This is a genomic window from Mesorhizobium sp. M1252 (genome assembly GCF_040318265.1).
GTDB lineage: Bacteria > Pseudomonadota > Alphaproteobacteria > Rhizobiales > Rhizobiaceae > Mesorhizobium.
Map to the genome: position 1 here is coordinate 20,314 of NZ_JAMYLX010000025.1, position 21,034 is coordinate 41,347.

At 63.0% G+C, this 21,034-nt stretch carries 19 protein-coding genes and 1 pseudogene; 13 read left to right on the plus strand and 7 right to left on the minus strand.

The window, feature by feature from the left end; all coding sequences use genetic code 11:
• Positions 1 to 219 precede the first annotated feature (219 nt).
• The 4 genes from NKH22_RS29440 (at position 220) to NKH22_RS29455 (ending at position 4,519) form a co-directional block, all read left to right on the plus strand.
• Positions 220 to 897 (plus strand): isochorismatase family protein, encoded by a 678-nt coding sequence (locus NKH22_RS29440; protein WP_023694383.1) that lies wholly within the window; start codon positions 220 to 222, stop codon positions 895 to 897.
• 3 nt (positions 898 to 900) lie between these two features.
• A complete protein-coding gene (locus NKH22_RS29445; RefSeq protein WP_352912144.1) occupies positions 901 to 1,887 on the plus strand; it encodes an alpha/beta hydrolase in 987 nt (328 codons plus the stop codon).
• A gap of 413 nt (positions 1,888 to 2,300) precedes the next feature.
• Positions 2,301 to 3,941, plus strand: coding sequence for an ABC transporter substrate-binding protein (locus NKH22_RS29450; RefSeq protein ID WP_352912146.1), 1,641 nt, complete (start codon positions 2,301 to 2,303; stop codon positions 3,939 to 3,941).
• A 173-nt stretch (positions 3,942 to 4,114) separates the two neighbouring features.
• Positions 4,115 to 4,519 (plus strand): hypothetical protein, encoded by a 405-nt coding sequence (locus tag NKH22_RS29455; RefSeq protein ID WP_023742726.1) that lies wholly within the window; start codon positions 4,115 to 4,117, stop codon positions 4,517 to 4,519.
• Between the two features lie 21 nt (positions 4,520 to 4,540).
• Here the strand turns inward: NKH22_RS29455 and NKH22_RS31590 are convergent, their stop codons facing one another.
• Together NKH22_RS31590 and NKH22_RS29470 are read right to left on the minus strand one after the other, a co-directional pair.
• Positions 4,541 to 5,827, minus strand: a complete 1,287-nt coding sequence (locus NKH22_RS31590; protein ID WP_502908613.1) for a hypothetical protein — start codon at positions 5,825 to 5,827, stop codon at positions 4,541 to 4,543.
• A 77-nt stretch (positions 5,828 to 5,904) separates the two neighbouring features.
• Complete coding sequence (locus NKH22_RS29470) at positions 5,905 to 6,762, minus strand: hypothetical protein (RefSeq protein WP_023821147.1); 858 nt, start codon at positions 6,760 to 6,762, stop codon at positions 5,905 to 5,907.
• Between the two features lie 143 nt (positions 6,763 to 6,905).
• Here NKH22_RS29470 and NKH22_RS29475 point away from each other — a divergent pair, with 143 nt between their 5' ends.
• From NKH22_RS29475 to NKH22_RS29500, 6 genes are read left to right on the plus strand one after another with little or no spacing between them, the layout of a single operon-like run.
• Positions 6,906 to 7,538 (plus strand): DUF4129 domain-containing protein, encoded by a 633-nt coding sequence (locus NKH22_RS29475; protein ID WP_352912150.1) that lies wholly within the window; start codon positions 6,906 to 6,908, stop codon positions 7,536 to 7,538.
• Positions 7,535 to 8,740 carry a DUF4350 domain-containing protein gene (locus tag NKH22_RS29480; RefSeq protein ID WP_352912152.1) on the plus strand — a complete coding sequence of 402 codons (1,206 nt, stop codon included), beginning with the start codon at positions 7,535 to 7,537 and terminating at the stop codon, positions 8,738 to 8,740. Before NKH22_RS29475 ends, NKH22_RS29480 begins: the two co-directional genes overlap by 4 nt.
• Positions 8,727 to 9,683 (plus strand): AAA family ATPase, encoded by a 957-nt coding sequence (locus NKH22_RS29485; protein ID WP_023711603.1) that lies wholly within the window; start codon positions 8,727 to 8,729, stop codon positions 9,681 to 9,683. The genes NKH22_RS29480 and NKH22_RS29485 overlap by 14 nt, the downstream gene beginning before the upstream one ends.
• Entirely contained in the window at positions 9,680 to 10,990 is a 1,311-nt protein-coding gene (locus NKH22_RS29490) for a DUF58 domain-containing protein (protein WP_023711604.1), read from the plus strand. The genes NKH22_RS29485 and NKH22_RS29490 overlap by 4 nt, the downstream gene beginning before the upstream one ends.
• The gene (locus NKH22_RS29495; RefSeq protein WP_023698035.1) at positions 10,987 to 12,006 is read left to right on the plus strand and encodes a stage II sporulation protein M; all 1,020 of its coding nucleotides are present in this window, start codon (positions 10,987 to 10,989) and stop codon (positions 12,004 to 12,006) included. Before NKH22_RS29490 ends, NKH22_RS29495 begins: the two co-directional genes overlap by 4 nt.
• Positions 11,993 to 12,859 (plus strand): RDD family protein, encoded by an 867-nt coding sequence (locus NKH22_RS29500; protein ID WP_023698034.1) that lies wholly within the window; start codon positions 11,993 to 11,995, stop codon positions 12,857 to 12,859. Before NKH22_RS29495 ends, NKH22_RS29500 begins: the two co-directional genes overlap by 14 nt.
• A gap of 241 nt (positions 12,860 to 13,100) precedes the next feature.
• On the opposite strand, the gene NKH22_RS29505 is transcribed toward NKH22_RS29500, so the two are convergent.
• On the minus strand, positions 13,101 to 13,787 hold the full coding sequence (locus tag NKH22_RS29505) for a D-lyxose/D-mannose family sugar isomerase (protein ID WP_023711606.1): 687 nt from the start codon (positions 13,785 to 13,787) through the stop codon (positions 13,101 to 13,103).
• A 150-nt stretch (positions 13,788 to 13,937) separates the two neighbouring features.
• Here NKH22_RS29505 and NKH22_RS29510 point away from each other — a divergent pair, with 150 nt between their 5' ends.
• The 3 genes and pseudogenes from NKH22_RS29510 (at position 13,938) to NKH22_RS29520 (ending at position 15,659) form a co-directional block, all read left to right on the plus strand.
• Complete coding sequence (locus NKH22_RS29510) at positions 13,938 to 14,996, plus strand: D-TA family PLP-dependent enzyme (RefSeq protein ID WP_023711607.1); 1,059 nt, start codon at positions 13,938 to 13,940, stop codon at positions 14,994 to 14,996.
• A gap of 69 nt (positions 14,997 to 15,065) precedes the next feature.
• Positions 15,066 to 15,370, plus strand: a pseudogene (locus NKH22_RS29515) (type II toxin-antitoxin system RelE/ParE family toxin).
• Entirely contained in the window at positions 15,363 to 15,659 is a 297-nt protein-coding gene (locus NKH22_RS29520) for an addiction module antidote protein (RefSeq protein ID WP_023672893.1), read from the plus strand. Before NKH22_RS29515 ends, NKH22_RS29520 begins: the two are co-directional and overlap by 8 nt.
• Positions 15,660 to 15,706: 47 nt before the next feature.
• Here NKH22_RS29520 and NKH22_RS29525 read toward each other — a convergent pair whose 3' ends face one another.
• From NKH22_RS29525 to NKH22_RS29540, 4 genes are all read right to left on the minus strand, one after another.
• A complete protein-coding gene (locus tag NKH22_RS29525) occupies positions 15,707 to 17,296 on the minus strand; it encodes a tetratricopeptide repeat-containing sulfotransferase family protein (RefSeq protein WP_023705781.1) in 1,590 nt (529 codons plus the stop codon).
• A 77-nt stretch (positions 17,297 to 17,373) separates the two neighbouring features.
• On the minus strand, positions 17,374 to 18,057 hold the full coding sequence (locus NKH22_RS29530; RefSeq protein ID WP_023672895.1) for an outer membrane protein: 684 nt from the start codon (positions 18,055 to 18,057) through the stop codon (positions 17,374 to 17,376).
• Between the two features lie 201 nt (positions 18,058 to 18,258).
• On the minus strand, positions 18,259 to 19,011 hold the full coding sequence (locus tag NKH22_RS29535) for a heme ABC transporter permease (protein ID WP_023672896.1): 753 nt from the start codon (positions 19,009 to 19,011) through the stop codon (positions 18,259 to 18,261).
• A 170-nt stretch (positions 19,012 to 19,181) separates the two neighbouring features.
• Complete coding sequence (locus NKH22_RS29540) at positions 19,182 to 20,954, minus strand: glucan ABC transporter ATP-binding protein/ permease (RefSeq protein WP_023672897.1); 1,773 nt, start codon at positions 20,952 to 20,954, stop codon at positions 19,182 to 19,184.
• Positions 20,955 to 21,034: the final 80 nt, after the last annotated feature.

Here is a 21,034-nt window from a genome sequence, read left to right on the forward strand (position 1 = left end):
AGGATGCATGCCGGGACTCATCCGCGCCGCAACGGTGCAAGTTTTGCTCCGCCGCACTCTCCGGCCAGCGTCACGGCATGGATCCTCGGGTCTCCGCGACGGAGCTTCGCTCCTGCTTCGCCCGTGGATGACGAAGGTGGGGAGGCACCGGCCAATCACCACTGTTGGCGCCACTTCGCTGAACGGAATAGCGTTGGTCGCGAACCAAGGCCTATCCGCATGAAAAGCCCGATCTCGATCAAACGCGGCACGGTCGCCGCGGCGTTCATCGACCTCCAGGAAGAGCATCGGCAGGACAAGCGCTATCTGGTCGAAGGTTTTGGCGAGGTGCTTGCCAACGTCCAGCGCCTGCAGGCGGCGGCGCGGCGCAACTTCGTGCCGCTGTATCACTGGGCCTATATCGTCGATACCGCCAAGGCGCGTCCGTTCCATCCGCTCGACGCCGACGGCAAGTCCGCCTTTTCCGACAAGAGCGATCCTCTGACGGAAATCTGCCCGGAGGTGGCGCCCGCGGCCGGCGAGACGATGCTGGTCAAGACGCAGGCCAGCGCCTTCGGCGCCGGACCTGGCGCAACCGAACTCAAGGCGCGCGGCATCGAATGGCTGATCGTCGCCGGCGTCTGGACCGAGGCCTGCATCGACGCCACCGTGAAGGACGCGGTGGCATCCGGCTTTCGCGTGCTTCTGGTCAAGGATGCCTGCGGCAGCGGCAGTGCCGCCATGCACCAGACCGCCATCCTCAACCTTGCCAACCGGCTCTATGGCGGCGCCGTCACCAACACGATAGACGCGTGCCGGCTGATGGCGGGCGACACCATCGATGCATGGCAGGTCGAAGGCTCGGTACCGCTGCGCTTCACGTTTGAAAACGCCGAACGGCTCTACGGCGAGCTCTGAGAGATGGGCACGGTCCACAAGCTCAAGACCGCCAGGCGGGGGAAATACGCCACCCTGCTCGATCCGGCGCTGTGGGAGTATATCGACCTGGTCAATGACTGGTTCCCGCCAGAAATCGCCGAACTTCCGATCGCCGAGCAAAGGTCGGTCTATGATGCGATGTGCCGCGCCTTCCATCAGGGTTATCCCAAAGGGGTTTCGGCCAGCGGCGGCATCATCGCCGCCGATGCAGGGCACGCCATCCCGATCCGCTACTATCGGATGGCGGGCAAGCCCGTGCGCGCCGTCATCGTCTACTATCATGGCGGCGGCTTTGTGCTTGGCGGGCTCGACAGCCATGACGACATCTGCGCCGAGATCTGCGCCGGCACCGGTTTCGACGTTGTTTCGGCCGACTACCGGTTGGCGCCGGAACATCCCCACCCGGCCGCCTTCGACGACGCGCTGACCGTGTTCGAATGGGCGGCGGTGACAACGGACCTGCCGATCGTGCTCGTCGGCGAAAGCGCCGGCGGCAACCTTGCCGCCGTGGTCGCGCACGCGTCTCGCCGCCACCTGCGCCAGGCGGCCGGCCAGGTGCTGATCTATCCCGGCCTCGGCGGCGACGAGAGTGCCGGCTCCTATGTCGAACATGCCGAGGCACCGTTGCTGACGCTGCGCGACATCGCGTTCTACCGCACCATTCGCGCTGCCCCGGCACAGTCGCCCGACGACCCGACTTTTTCTCCGCTGAAAGACAACGACTTCTCCGGCCTGCCGCCGACTGTCATCATCACTGCCCAGTGCGATCCGCTGTCGTCGGACGGCGAGACCTATCGCGACCGCGTCGTTGCCGCCGGCGGCCGCGCCTGGTGGTATGAGGAGCCGCGGCTGGTGCACAGTTTTCTGCGCGCCCGCAAAAGTGTTCCGCGCGCCGGCGAGGCGTTCGTGTGCACGCTTGCAGCCATCGCCGCCGTCGCCGTGCTCGGCAAGAACGACTGGCCATATTGAGGCGGCGAAGCGCTGATCTCCCCCTCATGGGGGTTGAGGAGTGGTCCGCGTAGCGGATGGAAAGCCAATTGCTTGGCTTTCCGAACGACGAAAGCCGGCAGGCCAGAGGGGGGCGCGAAGGATCGCGGCCCTTCAGTATCCTAAATCAACGCACGATTATCTGTGAAGATACTCCAGTCGGCAGACGGGATGGCGGGACAGCGCCCCCCTCTGTCCTGCCGGACATCTCCCCCACAAGGGGGGAGATTGGCCGTCTACCTCTGCGGAATGGCGCACAAGAATTGCGGAAATGAGAACATTTCCCGGGATCGGCCCGCTTTATCATCACCTGCTCAGGCAACGGCGCCCGATGATCGCATCCGCCCCCCAGCGGAGGCGGACCGTCGGGGCGCCCGACAAAAGAGGGAACAACGATGAAATTCATGCTGACCGACCGCAATTTGCACCCGCAGGCGAAGCCCGTTGCCGATGATTTCAGAAAAGGCGGCGTCAACCGGCGCGAATATCTCGCCATCATGGCCGGCTTCGGCGTCAGCGCGGCCGGAGCACTGGCATTGGGCGGCCTCAGCGCGTCGCCCGCCCGGGCAGAGGAGCCGAAGCGCGGCGGCACCTTGCGCGTCGCCATGAACGTCAAGGGTTTCAAGGATCCGCGCACCTTCGACGGTGTCGAGATGTCCAATGTGGCGCGCCACTGCAACGAATATCTGGTGCGCTGGAACCGCGACTTCACCTTCGAGCCGTGGCTGCTCGAAAGCTGGGAAACCAGCGACGACGCCAGGACGCTGACGCTGCATGTGCGCAAGGGCATCGCCTGGTCGAATGGCGACGCCTTCAACGCCGATGACGTCATCCACAATCTCAGCCGCTGGTGCGACGCTTCCGTCGCCGGCAATTCGGTCGCCGCGCGCATGGGCGCGCTGGTCAATGCCGACACCAAGAAGCCGGTCGATGGCGGCATCGAGAAGGTCGACGATTTCACCGTAAAGCTCAATCTGCCGAAACCCGACATTTCGCTGATCGCAGGGATGGCCGACTATCCCGCGCTGATCATGCACCGCTCCTATGAGGGCGGCGACGATCCGATGAAGGCGCTCGCAATCACCACCGGCCCTTGCGAACTGGACAGCTGGAATGCCGAGACCAGTGCGGAGGTGAAGCGCAAGGACAAGCCCTGGTGGAAGGGCGACTTCTACCTCGACGGCATCAAATGGGTCGATTACGGCTCCGACCCCAACGCGATGCTGTCGGCGTTCGAATCCGGCGAGATCGACACCGACCATGAGACCGCTTCCGACGCCGTGTCGCAGACCGAGCAGATGGGCTTGCTGAATTCCGAGATCGCCACCGGATCGACCATCGTTGCCCGTTTCAATGTCGGCAACGCACCCTATGACGACGTCAAGGTGCGCCGCGCCGCCCAGCTTGCCGTCGACAATTCCGCCGTGCTGGCGCTCGGCCTCGGCGGCCGCGGCAAGCCCGCCGACAACCACCATGTCGGTCCGATGCATCCGGAGTACGCCGATATCGGTCCGGCCAAGCGAGATATGGATCAGGCGAAGAAACTGCTCGCCGAGGCCGGCAAGGCCGACCACGAATTCGAGCTCATCTCGGTCGACGTCGAATGGCAAAAAAGCACCGGCGATGCGATCGCCGCGCAGATGCGCGAGGCTGGCCTGAAGATCAAGCGCACAGTTTTGCCGGCCGCGACCTTCTGGAACGACTGGAGCAAATACCCCTTCTCCACAACCGAATGGCTGGGCCGCCCGCTCGGCGTCCAGGTGCTGGCGCTCGCGTACAAATCGGGCGCCGCCTGGAACGAAAGCGCTTATGCAAACAAAGAGTTCGACGAACTTCTCGACAAGGCTCTGGCAACGCCGGACGCCGCCCAGCGCAAGGAGATCATGGGCAGGATCGAGCAGAATTTGCGCGATGCCGGCATCATCATCCAGCCCTACTGGCGCTCCGTCTACCGCACCTATCGCAAGGGCGTGCAAGGCTGCGAACAGCACCAGTCGCTCGAGCAGCATTTTGAGAAGGTGTGGCTGGAGGGGTGATCCTTCGGGGACGCCGCATACCGGCTGGCACCTGAGCGGTATGTCGCTCAGGTAGATACCTGCAGCGCACTCCGAGCATTTACGACGGTGTCTGTCTTGACGCGGCGACCGTGGATCGGTCTGGTGTGTCGACGAGGCGCCGCTGTGGGCTCGCGTCATTCCGGAGAATACACATGCGCGCCCGTTGGGCTTTCATTCTTGCACCCATTATTCCGGCGATCCTGCCCGGCTACAATTGGCATGCGAACCACCCTGAGACGGGGCCGTTGTCGGGCTTTATCTTCGTAACCCTTGTTTTCTATGTTGTGGAGGCGGTGGTAGGAATTCCGGCCTTCTATGTCCTGACCCGACGGCGCTGGCAGTTTTTTTGGGTATACGTCGTCGTTGGCTTTCTGGCAGTTTTTGTTCCAGCGTTTGTCTTCGGCCTCAGTAAGTGGAGTCCTCCATTGGGAATCGGCGGAGTTCTCTATGCATGCTCCTTCATAGGGATACTCGGTGGCGCTACAGGGCTGATCTTCTGGCTTTTGGTGCGCCCAGACAAGGACCCTGTCGAACAGATTGCTTCGCACTTTACCTAGGTCAGCACCCCAAGATTGAGTTCAAGGCCTGATACACTTTGGCCGCGATATTTTGCACGAGAACGCATGGACCACTTCGACCTCGGCACCTATCGCCGTCCAATCTCCACCGCCTCGGCCGAGACGCAGCGCTGGTTCGATATCGGGCTGAACTGGTGCTACGGCTTCAACCATGAGGAAGGCATAAAGTGCTTCGAGAAGGCGCTGGAGACAGATCCTGATTGCGCCTTCGTGCATTGGGGCATCGCCTATGCCGCCGGGCCTTTTTACAACCTCACCTGGAACGAGCACGGCAAGGACGAGGCAGACCGTGCGGCCAAACGCTGCTTCGACCATGTCCAGCTCGCGCGGGATGTGGCGATCACCTCGTCGTGCCTGTGTCGGACGAGCGCGGAGGCGGGGCCAAGCTGTTGTCACTGAAATCCCCGCCGCCCGACCAGCCGAGTCGGCTTCCGCCAGTTCGTCTACGCTGGTGCCTTCCCTAACCTGGCGCAGTTCAACATAGGCGACCGCAATGGCCACCGATGCCACCGTGGACACGACCGTCGCGATAAGGACGCTTCCGATAGCGCCGAAAATCAGGGCGACCGTCGAGAGGCCGCTGAAGAAAGCGACAATCAGGCCGATCAGCAAGGCAAACATCATCTGGAAGGCAAGCGCCACCAAAAACAGGATCAGAAAGACACCGAACATCGGCCAGCGGCTGCCCTTTGTCAGAGCACGGCTGCGCGACATCGCGCCAAACATGCCAAGCCGCTCCTGCATCAGCACCGGCACGGAAACCGATATGCCGAGCAGCCACCTGATGCCGGCAACGAGCAACACCACGAAGGCAATGATCGCTCCGAAGATCGGCACCAACATTCCGGCGATGCCCATCACGATGAGGCCAAGGATCATGGCCAAAAAGACAATCAGCCCCACCCCCAGCGTCGGGAATATGCTGCGCAAGGCTATCTGGATGCGGTCGCCGATCGCCGGGCGCTTGCCGTTCAGGTCCTCTATCGTCGCTTGCACCAGCGAGGACTGGAACAACAGCGCGCAAACGAAATAGATCAGGCTTAAAACGAGCGATAAGAACGAGCTGCTCATAATGACCCACTTCGCGCCGAGCGGAGGTGTGGCGATGTAGCCGTTGGGGCCGCCATTCCAGTGGTTCGACAGATTGAGCGCAACTGCTGGGAGGACCAGGAAAAGCGCCGCCAAAGCAATCATCAGACCGGGATTGCGGTCGATCACGGGGAAGGTGTTGTTGAAAACCCTGCCGATCTGGAACTTCTCAAGCCGCGCCGACGCCGTCGATGCCACGATTACCCCTTCCGGCCCGAGCTAGATCCCGGCCAATCGCGCCAACATGACTGGCTGTTCTCGTGCCAAAACCTTCGTTACGAGAAGATCTCCGCCAGTTCGTCGACGCTGGTGCCTTCCCTGACCTGGCGCAGCTCGACATAGGTGACGGCAATCGCCACCGAAATCACCGCCGAAACGATTGTCGACAGCAGGCTGCTTCCGATGGCAGCGGCAATGAGACCGATCGTGCTGATCCCGCCGCTCGCAATAGCAGCCTGAAACAGCAAGGTGAAAACCACTTGTAGCCCTATCGCAACAATGCCGAGGACCAGAAACAGCGCGAATATCCGCCAGCGGCTTCCCTTCGTCAGCGCCCTGCTTCGCGAAATCGAGGCGAAGACGCCAGGCCTTTCCTGAACTGCGACGGGCACAGCCACCGATATGCTGATCAGCCACATGGCTATGGGGATGAGCGACAGAAGTGCAATCACACCGCCGACGATGGGGATGGCCATGGTGATGACCGTTAATATCATCGCCACCAGAAACATTGCCACGATGATCACAAGACCAATTCCGAGCGTGGGGAGGAAGCTGCGCAGGGCTATCTGAATGCAATCGCCAATCGACGGGCGCTTGCCGTTCAAATCTTCGATTGTCGCTCGTACCAGCGCCGCCTGCGCCAGAAAGGCCAAGATCAGGAGCACCAGGCCGGCAATCATCGAAACGGCACCATAGCCCGCCATAGCCGATTGCTCGAAGCTCGCCCCAGGTACTGCTATCTTTGCAATCTGTCTAAAGCTCCAGATGTTGTACAGCAGCGCAGGCAGCGTCGAAAAAAGGCCGACGATGGCGGCAAGTGGGACGAAGCTGCGTCCGATTACCGAAAACGTATTGCTGAAAGCCCTGCCGACGCTGAACCGTTCCGGCCGCTCGCTCGCGATTGACGTCATGTTACATTCCCCCCGACTAATGGATACCCGAAATCAGAAAGTATAAATCACCGATATTGATACTTGCGGTTGCCGCCGCTTGCAATTGCCTTAGCGTATTGCCAGTGTCGGCTCGCGAACCGCAGGTTCATGGGGGCGAAAAGGTGACTGCTGCACAGCCGGACGCTGCGCAAGCCGAATGGCTGGCCAAACTGCACAAGCAGTTGCTGTCGGACGATTCGATCCAGTTCGACCTGCCGGCCTACGTACAGCCCAAGACGCCCGAGTGGCTAAAGCCGCTGGCCGAATTCCTGGCACAGCTCGGCCCTTACATGATCTATCTGTTCTGGGGGGCCGTGATCACAGGTGCCGCAATGATTCTGCTGCTGATTTTGCTTGAGGTGAAAGGCGTCGCCTGGCGCCTGCCTTGGTGGCGCAAAAAGAGCGTGACCGAGGCGGAAGCGACATGGCACCCCGACGTTGGCGCCGCGCAGGTCCTGCTGTCGGAAGCCGATGCGCTCGCCGCCCGGGGCAATTACGACGAGGCGGTGCATCTCCTGCTTCGCCGCAGCGTTGCCGACATTGCCGGCCGCCTGCCCGACTTCCTGCGCCCGTCGCTGACCGCGCGCGATATCGCGGGAGCGGCGTCGCTGCCAACGCGGGCGCGTGGCGCCTTTACCCAGATCGCGCGCATCGTCGAGGCCGCTCTGTTCGCGCGCCGGCCGGTCGGGCCCGAGGGCTGGCAGGAGGCGCGCAGCGCCTATGAGCGATTCGTCTTCAGGGATGCCTGGACGTGAGTGACGCGACAGCCGACATCGCCCAGCAGGAACCGTTCAGCCGCAGGACGCTGTTCTGGGGTATTTTCGCCAGCCTGCTCGCGGCCGCAGGCTTCTTCCTGTTGTCAACCTATGCCCCTGATTTCCGCCAGCCGAATGTCGGCGGCGCAACGCCGCTGTCGAAGAGCGGCATCGGCTATGCCGGTCTGGCTGAATGGCTGAAGCTGACCAACCAGTCGCCCACCATGGCGCGTTCCGACAGCGATCTCGGCGCCGAGATGCTGCTGATCGTCACCATTTCGCCCGACAGCGACCCGGATGCGCTTGCCAACATCATCAACCTTCGCAAGGGCCTCGATACGCTGTTCGTGCTGCCCAAATGGGCAACCTTGCCGCTGGCGGGCCACGAAGGCTGGGAGATGAAAATCCTGCGGCTGCCCGATGTCATGGTGAACGACTGGCTCGGCCGCATCGCCAAGGCCAAGCTTGGCGAAGGCGGGACCACGGTCAAGCAACTCGACGTGGCGGGACAGACGGTCAGCGTTCCCGATGAACTGCAATGGGTGGCCGACAAACATCCCCTCATTGCAGCCGGCGATGGCAAGGCGGTGCTGACCGAGGTGGAGGACGAGCGATTCTACGTCCTGACCGACCCCGACCTGATCAACAATGCCGGGCTCAAGGATCCTGACAAGGCGGCGGCGGTGCTGAAGCTGATCGAGCTTCTGCAGCCCGACGACGGTCATGTCATGTTCGACCTGACGCTGCATGGCGTCGGGCGAAAATACGATCTCGCCAAGCTTCTGGTCGAGCCGCCCTTCCTGGCGCTGACGCTGACCATCCTGGCGGCGGCGGCACTTGCCTTCCTGCATGGCCTTGGCCGGTTCGGGCCGCCACGGGCCGATCAGCGCGCCATCGCCTTCGGCAAACGCGCGCTGGTCGACACCACGGCGATGCTGTTGCGCCGCGCCGGCCGGCTGGAGGAACTGGGCGACCGCTATGGAACCCTGGCGCGGGTGCGCGCCGGCGCGCTGCTCGGCGCGCCGCACGGTTTGCAGGGCGAAGCGCTCGACCGCTGGCTCGATTCCCGCGATAAGGACGAAGCCGGCGGGTTCACGACCCGCCTGCAAGCTGCGAACGCGGCAAAGACCCTGACACAAATGCATGATGCAGCCGAAAAGCTGCACGACTGGACGGCAAGGAGGCTCGGTGAACGTCGATGATGTGAAGGCCCTGGCGACACAGATCAGGGAAGAGGTGGCCAAGGCCATCACCGGGCAACACGATACGGTCGATCTGATGCTGACGGCATTGTTCGCCGGCGGGCATATATTGCTCGAAGGACCGCCGGGTACGGCCAAGACGATGACGGCGCGCTGCTTTGCCCAGGCGCTGGGCGTCGCCTATGGCCGCATCCAGTTCACACCCGACCTGATGCCCGGCGATATCGTCGGTTCCAACATCTACAATTTCCAGACCGGGCAATTCACGCTGACGCGCGGCCCGATCTTCTGCGACCTTTTGCTCGCCGACGAGATCAACCGCACGCCGCCCAAGACCCAGGCTGCCCTTTTGGAGGCGATGCAGGAGCATGCCGTCACCTTCGACGGCACCACTCATGCGCTCGGCCCGAACTTCATGGTGGTGGCGACGCAGAACCCTATCGAACATCAGGGCGTCTATCCTCTGCCCGAAGCCCAGCTCGACCGTTTCCTGTTCAAGCACCGGGTGAGCTACCCCGGCGCGCAAGAGGAAAAGGCGATCATCATCCACCATGGCGGCGGCACCGCCTCGCACGATATCAAGCAATACGGCATCACCGCCCAGGCCAACCGCAAGACGCTGGAAAAGGCGTTGGCGACCGTCGGCGGGGTCACGCTTGTCGACGACGTCGTGGACTATATCGCAAGGCTGGTGCGGGCCACGCGCGCCAGCCCCGATCTGGAAGTCGGCGCCAGCCCGCGTGCGGGCGCCATGCTGGCGAGAGCCGCACGCGCCCGGGCAGCGCTCGACGGGCGCGCCTATGTCATCCCCGACGACGTCAAGGCGCTTGCCGTGCCGGCGCTGCGCCATCGCGTTATCCTGTCGCCGGCGGCGCAGATCGACGGCCGCCTGGTCGAACAGATCGTGACCGACCTTGTAGACCAGACGGAAGCGCCACGTTGATTTATCCGAGCGGCCGGGCAGTCTGGGCAGGTGCGGCCGGTGCAATACCGGCCTTCCTGATCGCGCTCGCGCTGCCGTCGCTGTGGTATCTCGGCCTTTTGTGGATCTGCGCGCTGCTTGCTTTCCTGGCCGTGGACGCGGCCGCCGGGCGCGGACGGGCTTCTCTGAACGCCAGCATCCACGCCCCGCCGCAGGTCAGCGTCGGCGGCCAGCTCACCGTCAATGTCACCGCCAGGCTCGGCGGACGGCCGCGCGCCGTGCAGGCGCGTCTTGGCCATGACGAGCGGCTGCAACCGCTGGGCGGCACCGGCGGCGCATCGACCGCCGAGGCCGGCAGCGCATCGCTCGATCTCAGATTTCAGGCGCTGCGGCGCGGCATTGCCAGGTTCGATCGCCTGTGGGTGCGCTGGCGCGGGCCGTTCGGGCTGGTCTGGAACCAGGTGGTTCTGCCGATGGACGGCAAGGTGGCGGTGCTGCCCAACGTCAGCAGCGCCCGCGACGAGGCGATCACGCTTCTGCAGCGCCAGGCGCTGCCCGACGGACATGCGCAGCGCCGCGCCGGCCAGGGCCGCGAATTCGAGGCGCTCAAGGACTACCAGCCCGGCATGGGCCGGCGCATGATCGACTGGAAGCGCAGCGCCCGCCACGGCAGGCTTCTGGCGCGCGAATTCCGTATCGAGGAGAACAACAACATCGTGCTAGCCATCGATAGCGGCCGGCTGATGTGCGAGCCCGTCGACGGCGTGCCGAAGGTCGACCGCGCGGTCACCGCCGCCTTGCTGTCGGCGTTCATTGCGCTGAAGGGCGGCGACATGGTCTCACTGTTCGGCTTCGATGCGCGGCCGCGCGTCTCCAGCGGCGCCGTGCGCGGCTCCGCCAGCTTCGCCATGATCCAGAAGCGGGCGGCGGAGATCGACTATTCCACCGAAGAGACCAATTTCACCCTGGCGCTGACGACCCTTGCAGCAAAGCTCGACCGGCGTTCGCTGGTGATCATCTTCACCGACTTCGTCGATCCGATCAGCGCCGAACTGATGCTGCGCACCGTCGGTCGGCTCACCGAACGGCATCTGGTGCTGTTCATGATGATGAAGGATGTCGAACTGGAGACACTGGCCGACATGCCGCCGGACGCACCGGAGGATGTGGCGCGCTCGGTCGTTGCCGGCGGGCTGCTGCGCGAAAGGCAGGTCGTCATCGGCAGGCTCAGGCTGCTCGGCGCGCATGTCATCGAAGCCGACCATCAGAGGCTCGGACCGGCGCTGGTCGAGCGCTATCTCGAGCTAAAGCGGGAGGATCTGTTGTGAACGCGCTGGTCGGCAAGGATGCGGTGCGCCAGTCGCTGGCGAGCTTCCGTTCGGAGCGCGAGGCCGACTGGAAGGCGTTCGAGGCGCTGCTTGCCCGGGTCGAGAAACGTGCGCCGCGCACGCTGTCGGAAGACGAGCTTTTGTCGCTGCCGCTGCTCTACCGCTCGGCGCTGTCCTCGCTTTCGGTGGCGCGGGCGACGTCGCTCGACAATGCGCTGGTCAGCTATCTCGAAGCGCTGTGCCTGCGCGGCTACTTCTACCTCTATGGCGCGCGTCGCGGCTTGCGGCAGCGCATCGGCGATTTCTTTCTGCATGACTGGCCGCATGCCATTCGCGATTTGTGGCGCGAGACCTTGCTGTCGGTCGTCCTGACCTTTGTCGGCGCCGGCGCCGGCTACTGGCTGGTGGCCAAAGACAAGGGCTGGTTCGACGCCATCATTCCGCCGAGCCTGGCCGGCGGGCGCAACCCGGATGCCTCAGTCGAAGTCCTGCGACAGGTGCTTTATGACGGCGCCGACAGCAATTTCCTGTCGGGCTTCGCCGCCTATCTGTTCACGCACAATGTCCAGGTGGCGATCCTTGCCTTCGCGCTCGGCTTTGCTTTCGCGGTGCCGAGCGTGCTCCTGATCCTGATGAATGGCTGCCTGCTTGGCGCGATGTTCCAGATCTACATCGCCAAGGGGCTCGGGCTGGAGCTGGGCGGCTGGCTGTCCATCCACGGCACCACCGAGATGTTCGCGATCGCCTTGGCGGGCGCCGCCGGCATGCGCATCGGCACGCGCATCGCCTTCCCCGGCGAACTGACGCGGATGACGGCGGCAGCCGATGCCGGGCGCGTGGCCGCAACCACCATGGTCGGGGTGACGATCATGCTTTTGTTTGCCGGCCTGCTCGAAGGCATCGGCAGGCAGGTGATCACCAGCGACGTGACACGCTACGCCATTGGCGGCGGCATGCTGACGCTGTGGCTCTGTTATTTCTATGTGTTCAGGGTGGTGCGGCATGGCGACCGCTAGGCGTGCTGCCGTCTCGACGATACGGCCGCTGATCACGCCGGAAGGGGTCGATCTCCGGATCAAGCTCGCCGATGCCGGCACTCGCGCCGCCGCCTTCTTGCTCGACTTTGTCATCATCATCGTCACGGCGATCGTGATCTCGATCGTTGCACTGTTCGGGCTGGCCGGCCTCAAAGGCGAAGGCGCGCAGCCGCTGTTCATCGTCTGGATCATCCTGATCTTCTTCCTGCGCAACGCCTATTTCATCGTCTTCGAGGCCGGCCGCCGCGCCGCCACGCCCGGCAAACGGATGCTCGGCATCCGGGTGGCTTCGCGCAGCGGCGCCGGCCTGTCGGTGGATCAGGTCATCGCCCGCAACCTGATGCGCGAGATCGAGATCTTCCTGCCGCTGTCGATCATCCTAGGCCGCAGCCAGATGGGGCTCGCCGACACGCTGTCGACGATCTTCGGGCTGGTGTGGACGCTGCTGTTTGCGCTCTTCCCGCTGTTCAACCGCGACCGCATGCGCATCGGCGACCTGCTGGCCGGAACCTGGGTGGTGGAGGCGCCCAAGCTGGCGCTGGTCGAAGACCTGTCGCAACGCCAGGATACCACCACCCGCGCCTTCCGCTTCACCCAGGCGCAGCTCGATGCCTATGGCATCGCCGAACTGCACAAGCTGGAAGAGGTGCTGCGCCGCGACGACTATTTCGCGCTGAAAGCCGTGGCCGAAACGATCGGGCGCAAGATCGGCATGACAATCGAGCCGGTCGATTCCAGGGCCTTCCTCACCGCCTATTATGGCGAGCTGCGGGCACAGCTTGAGCGCAAGCTTTTGCTGGGGACGCGCAAGGCGGATAAGTACCAGCGGTAGAAAGAGGGGCCCACTGCTGCGATGGGTGAGTCCAACCGTCGGCGCCGCCCCTCATTGCCCTGCCGGGCATTTCGCCCCGTAGTGACGGGGAGAAAGAGGCTGTTGCCGAGGATTTTGCCAGCTCGGCAGAATGGACGCCGAGGTTTGCGGTCAGCCCCTTCTCCCCGTCACTATACGGGGAGAAGATGCCGGCAGGCAGATGAGGGGCAGCACCAGCCGATGGATATGGAGTGCCTCTCGCCTACCCCACCCACTTCTCGTAGTCGGACACCAGCAGGTGCAACGGGGCGACGTCCTCGTCGATGTTGGAGAAGCGGCCGATCGGCTCGCGGAAGACGTTGTCGGTAAGGTCGTCATTGACGGTCGAGACCTCGCCGATCAGCACATCCTTGCCCTCGGCCCAGAAGGCGTGCCAGACGCCGGGCATCAGCGTCACGCTCTGGCCCGGGTCGAGCTTCAGCAGCCCGCCTGCCGGCAGCCTGTGGATGGTGCCGTCGACCGGCACCGACACTTCGGCCTTCGGATCGATGCCGCCGTCGCGATCGTGCATGAACAGTTCGAGCACCAGCTTCCCGCCGCCGCGGTTGATGATGTCCTCGGCCTTGATGTTGTGGCGGTGCATCGGCGACAGCTGATCCTTGCGCGAGATCATGATCTTCTCGGCATAGAGCATGCCCATGCCCTTCTTCATGTCGGCGTAGACGCCGTTGCGAACGGTGAACAGGAACAGGCCGAGTTCGTCGAATTTTTCCTGGCCGTAATCGGTGATGTCCCAACCGAGCCGCGAGGTGAAAATGGCGGCGGAGTCGGCCTTGCGCGCCTTCATCTCTTCCGGGCTCCAGTAGGCGAAGGGCGGCATGATGTAGCCGAACGAGCGGATGAAGGCGTCTGCATCGCGGATGATGTCGTTGACGGTGGAGCGTTTCATGATCGTGATCCCTTCGCGTCGCGTTCCCTGGAGTTATCTGAAGCGCATAGCCGAACAGCGCTGCGGTGTCGACGCAAACTGCATGCTGGCCCCATGACATCCATGCGGATCGGGGCCATAAGTCCAGCCAGATTTCCCAGGGTGACATTCATGCAAGGCATAGACGACCTCGACACGCCGGCGATCCTCATCGACGCGGCCCGCGCCGAAGCCAACATCGCACGAGCGCAGGCGCATGCCGACCGCCACGGGCTGAAACTCAGGCCGCACATCAAGACGCACAAACTGCCTTATTGGGCGAAGAAGCAGATGGCGGCCGGCGCGGTCGGCATCACCTGCCAGAAGATCGGCGAGGCCGAAGTGATGGCCGATGCCGGGCTGACCGATATTTTCCTGCCCTACAACATCCTTGGCCGCGCCAAGCTGGAGCGCCTCAAGGCGCTGCATGGCCGCGTGACACTGTCAGTGACGGCCGACAGCCTCGAAACGCTGGAGGGGCTCGCCGCCACCTTCACCGATACCGGGCACCCCCTGCCCGTCCTGGTCGAATGCGACACCGGCATGGGCCGTTGCGGCGTGCAGAGCGCCGCCGAGGCGCTGGCACTGGCGAAGTTGATCGACCAAGCCAAGGGGCTCACCTTCGGCGGGCTGATGACCTACCCCGCGGCCGGCCGCGCCGCCGAGGCTGAATCCTGGCTGGCCGGCGCCAAGCAAACGCTCGCGGCCTCGGGTCTCGCCTGTGATCGCATTTCAAGCGGCGGCACGCCTGATATGTGGCGCTCCGGCGAGGACAGCGTCGTTACCGAATACCGCCCCGGCACCTACATCTATCTCGACCGCTACCAGGTCGCCAAAGGCGTCGGCACGCTCGACGATTGTGCGCTGACGGTGCTCGCCACCGTGGTCAGCCATCCGACGCCGGCCCGCGCCATCCTCGACAGCGGCAGCAAGGCGCTGTCCAGCGACACGCTGGGGCTCCCCGATTTTGGCGAGCTGCTCGGCATGCCCGGCGCCCGCGTCACCAGCTTGAGCGAGGAACATGGCACGGTCACGCTTGGAAATGGTGCAAAGCTTCGCATTGGCGAGCGCGTGCGCGTGGTGCCTGATCATTGCTGCGTCGTGACCAACCTGTTCGACCAGGTGCATCTGATCGACGGTGACAAGGTGCTGGAAACGCTGAAGGTGGAAGCGCGTGGGCGGATGGAGTGAGGCTTTTCGTTTTGGAGGCTCGCCCTATTTCGACATTGACGAATTGTAATTTATAACTTACTAGCCACCATGGCAATCCTGAAGCAGACAGCCACCTTTCGGAGGTGGCACCAAAAGCTGAAAGACGGAAGAGCCAAGGCGGCAATTGCCGTTCGGCTGCAATGTTTGATTGTAGGAAATCCCGGCGACGTGGCCCCAGTGGGTGAAGGCATCAGTGAATTGCGCATTCACTATGGGCCCGGCTATCGCGTTTATTTCACAAGCGCGGTGAAACGGTCATCCTGCTCCTGTGCGGCGGGGATAAAAGTTCACAAGAAACCGACATACGGACAGCAAAGCGCCTGGCCGTAGAATGGAGTGACGACAATGGTTGAAAAAATCTATGATTTCGATCCCGCCGAAATGCTCGATTCCGATACGGCAATCGAGGCGTTTCTGGCAGAGGCAATGGAAACCGGAGACGCCAAATTCGTCGCGTCCGCCCTCGGTGTCGTTGCCCGCGCCAAGGGGATGAGCAACATTGCCAGAAAGACCGGCTTGGCTCGCGAGCATCTTTATACCTCGCTCAGCGAAAACGGTAATCCTACGCTGGAAACCACACTGGCGGTCATGAAAGCATTCGGCTTTCATTTGGCCCCAAAGCACGATGCAACTCAGGTCTAATCTACGCCAGCGCGCGTCGAGCGCGAGGTTGTTCGGGCCAACTGAAATCAGGACGGATAAACCGGACCCAGCGCCGCCTTCAGCGGATCCAGCGCGTCGCCATACAGCTTCCAGCGCTCGACCGAGGATGAATAGATCGGCTGGCGCACCTGCCAGCGGCTCGGCGTCCGCACGGTGCGCTCGGTCTCGTTGAAACGCAGGCAGGCATCGTCCCACTCGATGCCGAGGAATCCGATCAATCCACGGGCGCGATTTTCGAAATCGGCGACCGTTTCTTCGTAGGGCATGTCGTGGATATTCAGCGGGATGACCTTGGTCCAATGGCGCATCAGGCGGTCATACTGCCGGTAATACTGCCCAAGCTTGGTAAGATCGGCATTATAGCCGTGCGCCTCGGAAAAATTATGCATGAAACAGGACGCGCAATTGTCCATCGGGTCACGCCGGCAATGGATGATGCGGGCGTTCGGCAAGATCAGGCTGATGAAGGCCAGCAGCTCGAAATTATGCGGCATCTTGTCGACGACAAGCCGCGCCTTGCTGTTGCGTCTGCTGAGATCGTCGAGATACTTCGATCCAAGCTCCTTGGCCTTGGCCGCAGTGAGCGCCGCCATGCCCTTGGTGAAAATGGCTGGGTCGAGCTTGTCGAACCCAAGTTCGCCGGCAAGTGAACGAATGGTCGACAACTCGCCGGCGCCATAGATATCGCGATGGCTGGCGCATATCTGCTCGGTCAGCGTCGTTCCCGACCGGGGCATGCCGACGATGAAGACCGGGCGCCTGGATGGATTTCCCAAACTGGCTCGCGTCTTGAAGAAGCCAGCGTCGAAAGTGTCGATGAAGCTGTCGTAAAGCTGGGTGTGCCGGTCGATGTCGAAATCATTGCCGGAAATCGCCTTGGCCCTCGCGAAATGGCGGATGGCCGGGCCATACTCGCGCTGATCGTTGAGCATCTTGCCGGCGGCGTGGTGCAGCACTACCCGCTCGCGATCGGTGGTTGTCGGCAATTCCAGGCGTTTCAGCACCAAAGGCAACGTCGGATCGTCCTTGACCGCCCGGCGCGCAAGCGCCATTCCAGCCAGCGCCTCGACATGGCCCGGGTCGATGGCAAGGGCCTTGCTGAAGCATTCGACCGCCTCGGCCGGCCGGCCAATGTCGGTGAGCAAATCGCCCATACCGGCAAGTGCCATCACCGACTGGCCGTCGATAGCCAGCGCCTGGCGATAGAACCCTTCGGCAATGTCGCCCTCGAGCTGGCTACGATAGGAGCGGCCGAGATTGCACAGCGCTTCGATGAGCCCTCCGTCGAGCTCGATCGCCTTTCTCAGATGTCTGCGCGCCTTGTCGACGTTGCCGGTGACATTGTAGGCATTGCCGAGATTGTTGCGGAAGATGGCGTTGTCCGGTTCGAGCTTGACCGCCCTTTCCATATAGGCAATGGCGGCGTCATGATGCTCGGCCTCGATGGCGAGCGTGCCCATCAGGTTCAGCGCCATGGCATTTTTGGGCTGCGTGCGAAGCACCGTCTGGTAGCAGAACTCGGCCTCGCGAAAACGCTTGCGCCGTTGCAGGTCGATGCCGCGCTGCAATGTCTTTTCCGCCGGCTCACCGGCGGTCGGCAGCGAGGCTGAGATCATTGCCGGCAGACCCAGGGGTTGCCGGCGTGGCAAGAGCGGCATCCGTCAGATCCCGGTCGCGACCTGCGACGAACCAATCAGAACTTTAGGGTAACGCCAAGCTGGAGATTGTGGGAGTACAATTTGGCGTTCTCGTATGTGCCGCCGCCATCATTGTCGTCTAGATCCACGCTTGTCACGGCCTTGAAGCGGTAACCGAAATCGAGGTCGACATTCTGCGTTACCGCGTAGGTAACACCGGCGCCCACCTGGCCGGCGAAACCCCAGCCGCCAGGCCCGTATCCATAGGCGTGGCCATCAAAATGAGTATCGGCGGTAACATAGGCCGCGCCGAGACCGCCGCCGACATAGAGTTTGGCATCACCAAAATGCGCAACATCGGCCCAGACGTTGGCGAGAAGATAGGTGGCCGACAGATTGCCGGAAGCTGGGCCGGAACCTTGGTCGGCAGGAGGGAAGCTGAAGCTGTACTCGCTTGCCTTGTAGCGCGCGTAGGACAGTTCGCCTTCCACGCGGAACGTGTCGTTGATCCGCCGACCGACAGCGCCGCCGATCACGAACCCACTGTCAAGATCCACGGAATACCGACCACTATCGTAGTCCGTCTTCACATTGTTGGCAAAGCTGGCGCCGCCGAAGAGCGTGACGTACCAGAGATCCTCCGCCCTCGGCACGTCGACAAGCGCGTCTGCGGCGTAGGCCGAACTCCAGCCAAGCGCCAATGCAAATGTCGAAACGCCAGCCAGCAGGCACAGTTTCATCGTCGAATCCCCTCGCAACAACTAGTGACTAATATCACTCTTGCTTGGCGGCCGAGCTGTCAAGAACGCAAACGAGATCAAGGAGCAAAGCGAGGTCGGGAACGATCTTTTGAGAATTCTTGTTGCCGCACCGCAACATAGCAGCACATGCTAATGTTTCTGGCGGCAGGCGCATGGCTGTCCCTTCCGTTTGAAATCGCGCTAGTCGGCCTGCCTTGCCGCCACCCTGCGCATGGAGATCACCCGCCGGCGGCGGATCTCGGTGCGCATCACCGTCAGGTGCAGCGCGAAGAACAGCACGGTGAAGCCGAGCGCCATCACCAGCAGCGGCCATAGCAGGCTGGGATCGATCGTCGGTCCGCCGAGCCGGAACACCGAGGCCGGCTGGTGCAGCGTGTTCCACCAGTCGACCGAGAATTTGATGATCGGGATGTTGATGAAGCCGACCAGCGTGATGATGGCGGCGGCCCAGGCGGCACGGCTGGCGTCATCCAGCGCGCGCGTCAGCGCGATGATGCCGAGATACATCAGGAAGAGGATGAAGACTGAGGTCAGGCGGGCATCCCACACCCACCAGGTGCCCCACATCGGCTTGCCCCAGATGGAGCCGGTGACCAGCGCAAGCGCGGTGAAGGTGGCGCCGATCGGGGCTGCAGATTTCAGCGCGACGTCGGCCAGCGGATGGCGCCAGACCAGCGTACCGAGCGCGGCGACCGCCATCACCGTGTAGCACATCATGGCGAGCCAGGCGAAAGGCACGTGGATGTACATGATGCGCACCGTGATGCCCTGCTGGAAATCCTCAGGCGCGGCAAAGCTCATATAGAGACCGATGGCTAGCAGGATCGCGGCGATCGACGCCAGCCACGGCACCAGCCTGTCGGCCAGCCCGACAAAGCGCGTCGGGTTGGCGAGGTCGGTCCAGCCGGCGAGGCGTGAGGAGGTGTCGCTCATAAGGTCTAGATAGACCGGCGGCGCGTTCGGGGCAATCGAGCGGTTGTCGCAGTGCTTACCCTCTCCCTTGTGGGGAGGTCGCTGCAAAGCAGCGGGGTGGGGGTGGTGGGGCACTACCTCCACCCGGACCCTACGGGTCCGACCTCCCCACATGGGGGAGGTAAAAAAGCCTACGCCGCTTCGATATTCACCGTGCGGCTGAGACGGCGGACTTCCTCGTCGTTGAGCAGGCCGCCGGCGCGCAACAGGCTGGCGAAACGGCCATTGCGCAGCGACAGTTCGGCGAAGCCGCCCATCTCGACCACCTTGCCCTTGTCCATGAACACGACCAGGTCGGCGTCGCGAACGGTGGTCAGGCGGTGGGCGATGATGAAGGTGGTGCGGTTGCGCCTCAGTTCGTCGATGGCTTCCTTGACGCGGTCCTCGGTCTCGACGTCGAGCGCGCTCGTCGCCTCGTCGAGCACCAGGATCGGTGCGTCCTTGAGCACGGCGCGGGCAATGGCGATGCGCTGACGCTCGCCGCCCGAAAGCTGGCCGCCGCGCTCGCCAACGACGGTGTCGTAACCGGCGCTCTTGGCAAGGATGAAATCCTGCGCGGCAGCCGCGTTGGCGGCGGCGTGAACCTCGTCATAAGTCGCCTCGGCACGACCGACGCGGATGTTGTCCTCGATCGAGCGGTTGAGCAGGCCGGCATCCTGGAAGACGGTGGCGATCGAATGACGCAGCGACTTGCGGGTCACCGTGCGGGTGTCGATGCCGTCGATCAGGATACGGCCATGAGACGGCGAGAAGACGCGCTGCAAGAGGTTGATCAGCGTCGTCTTGCCGGCGCCGGTCGGGCCGACGATGGCAACCGTCTGCCCGGCCTGGACCTCGAAGGAGACGTCGTCGACGCCCTGCCGCGAATTGGCAAACTCGAAGCCGACATTCTCGAAGCGGACATGGCCGGTGACGTTGGTGAGGTCGCGCAAGCCGTCCGGCTCGGCGGAGTCGGCGGCCGAATCCTCGAGGTGATAGAAGTCCTCGAGCTTGGCGCGGGCTTCGGAAATCTGGTTGGCGAAAGCCGACATCTGGTCGAGGCGGGCAATCAGCAGCGTGGCAAAGCCGGTGAAGGCGATGACGTCGCCGATCTTGAGCTGGCCATGGGTGACCAGATAGGCGCCGATCAAAAGCACAACCATCATCGAAATGGTCGACGACAGGCGGTGCAGCGCATTGGCCATCGCCCACCAGTCGAGCACCGGGTTCTGCGCGTCGAGCAGGTTCTTGACATAGCGGCGCAGCGTATCGGCCTCGTGGCCGAGACGGTTGTAGCTCTGCAGCACGGCGACATTGCTGACCGAGTCGGTCACATGCGCGAACACCTGATGGTAGTGGCGCTCGACCGCGGCCTGGCCCGCCTTGGTGCGCTTCATCACAAGCCGGCCGATGCCGACATAGAGAACGCCCAGCGCCATCAGCACCAGCGACATGCGAAGATCCATGCTTATAGCGGTCGGAATCAGCAGAGCCAGCGCAACAGCCGTCGACAGATGCTGGCGCATGAATTCAAGCCACAGGCTGAACAGCGTCTCGACGGCGCGCAGCAGCGTGTGCAGCGCGTTGGAGGTGCCGCGCTGGTGGTGCCAGGCGAGCGGCATGGTGATCACGCGCTCGAACGACTGGCACAGCACCTCGCTGCGCCGCTTGTGGGCAAAACGGTCGGCGCCGCGCGCCACCAGCACGAAGGCGACGATGTTAAAGGCGCCGAGACCGGCCCACAGCGCCAGCGTCGAAAACACCGAACCCTTATCGGAGATGGCGTCGATTACCCGGCCGAACATGATCGGCTCGAGGATGGCGATAATGGCGAGCGCGACATTCGCACCGCAGATAAACGCAACGCGCTTCCTGTCGGCTGCGAGATAACCCAGCGCTCTCCAGTAGATTTGCAGAAGTGACACTTCAGCTACTCCGCCCAAAACATTATTGTGCACCGCACCATTTCTTGACACGTACCGGTTAACGGGTCGCAAAACAATGC

Bases quoted from the DNA above. Each gene is read 5' to 3' on its own strand.
- NKH22_RS29440 (WP_023694383.1), top strand. From the start codon at position 220: ATGAAAAGCCCGATCTCGATCAAACGCGGCACGGTCGCCGCGGCGTTC.
- NKH22_RS29445 (WP_352912144.1), top strand. From the start codon at position 901: ATGGGCACGGTCCACAAGCTCAAGACCGCCAGGCGGGGGAAATACGCC.
- NKH22_RS29450 (WP_352912146.1), top strand. From the start codon at position 2,301: ATGAAATTCATGCTGACCGACCGCAATTTGCACCCGCAGGCGAAGCCC.
- NKH22_RS29455 (WP_023742726.1), top strand. From the start codon at position 4,115: ATGCGCGCCCGTTGGGCTTTCATTCTTGCACCCATTATTCCGGCGATC.
- NKH22_RS29470 (WP_023821147.1), bottom strand. From the start codon at position 6,762: ATGACGTCAATCGCGAGCGAGCGGCCGGAACGGTTCAGCGTCGGCAGG.
- NKH22_RS29500 (WP_023698034.1), top strand. From the start codon at position 11,993: ATGGCGACCGCTAGGCGTGCTGCCGTCTCGACGATACGGCCGCTGATC.
- NKH22_RS29505 (WP_023711606.1), bottom strand. From the start codon at position 13,787: ATGAAACGCTCCACCGTCAACGACATCATCCGCGATGCAGACGCCTTC.
- NKH22_RS29510 (WP_023711607.1), top strand. From the start codon at position 13,938: ATGCAAGGCATAGACGACCTCGACACGCCGGCGATCCTCATCGACGCG.
- NKH22_RS29520 (WP_023672893.1), top strand. From the start codon at position 15,363: ATGGTTGAAAAAATCTATGATTTCGATCCCGCCGAAATGCTCGATTCC.
- NKH22_RS29525 (WP_023705781.1), bottom strand. From the start codon at position 17,296: ATGATCTCAGCCTCGCTGCCGACCGCCGGTGAGCCGGCGGAAAAGACA.
- NKH22_RS29530 (WP_023672895.1), bottom strand. From the start codon at position 18,057: ATGAAACTGTGCCTGCTGGCTGGCGTTTCGACATTTGCATTGGCGCTT.
- NKH22_RS29535 (WP_023672896.1), bottom strand. From the start codon at position 19,011: ATGAGCGACACCTCCTCACGCCTCGCCGGCTGGACCGACCTCGCCAAC.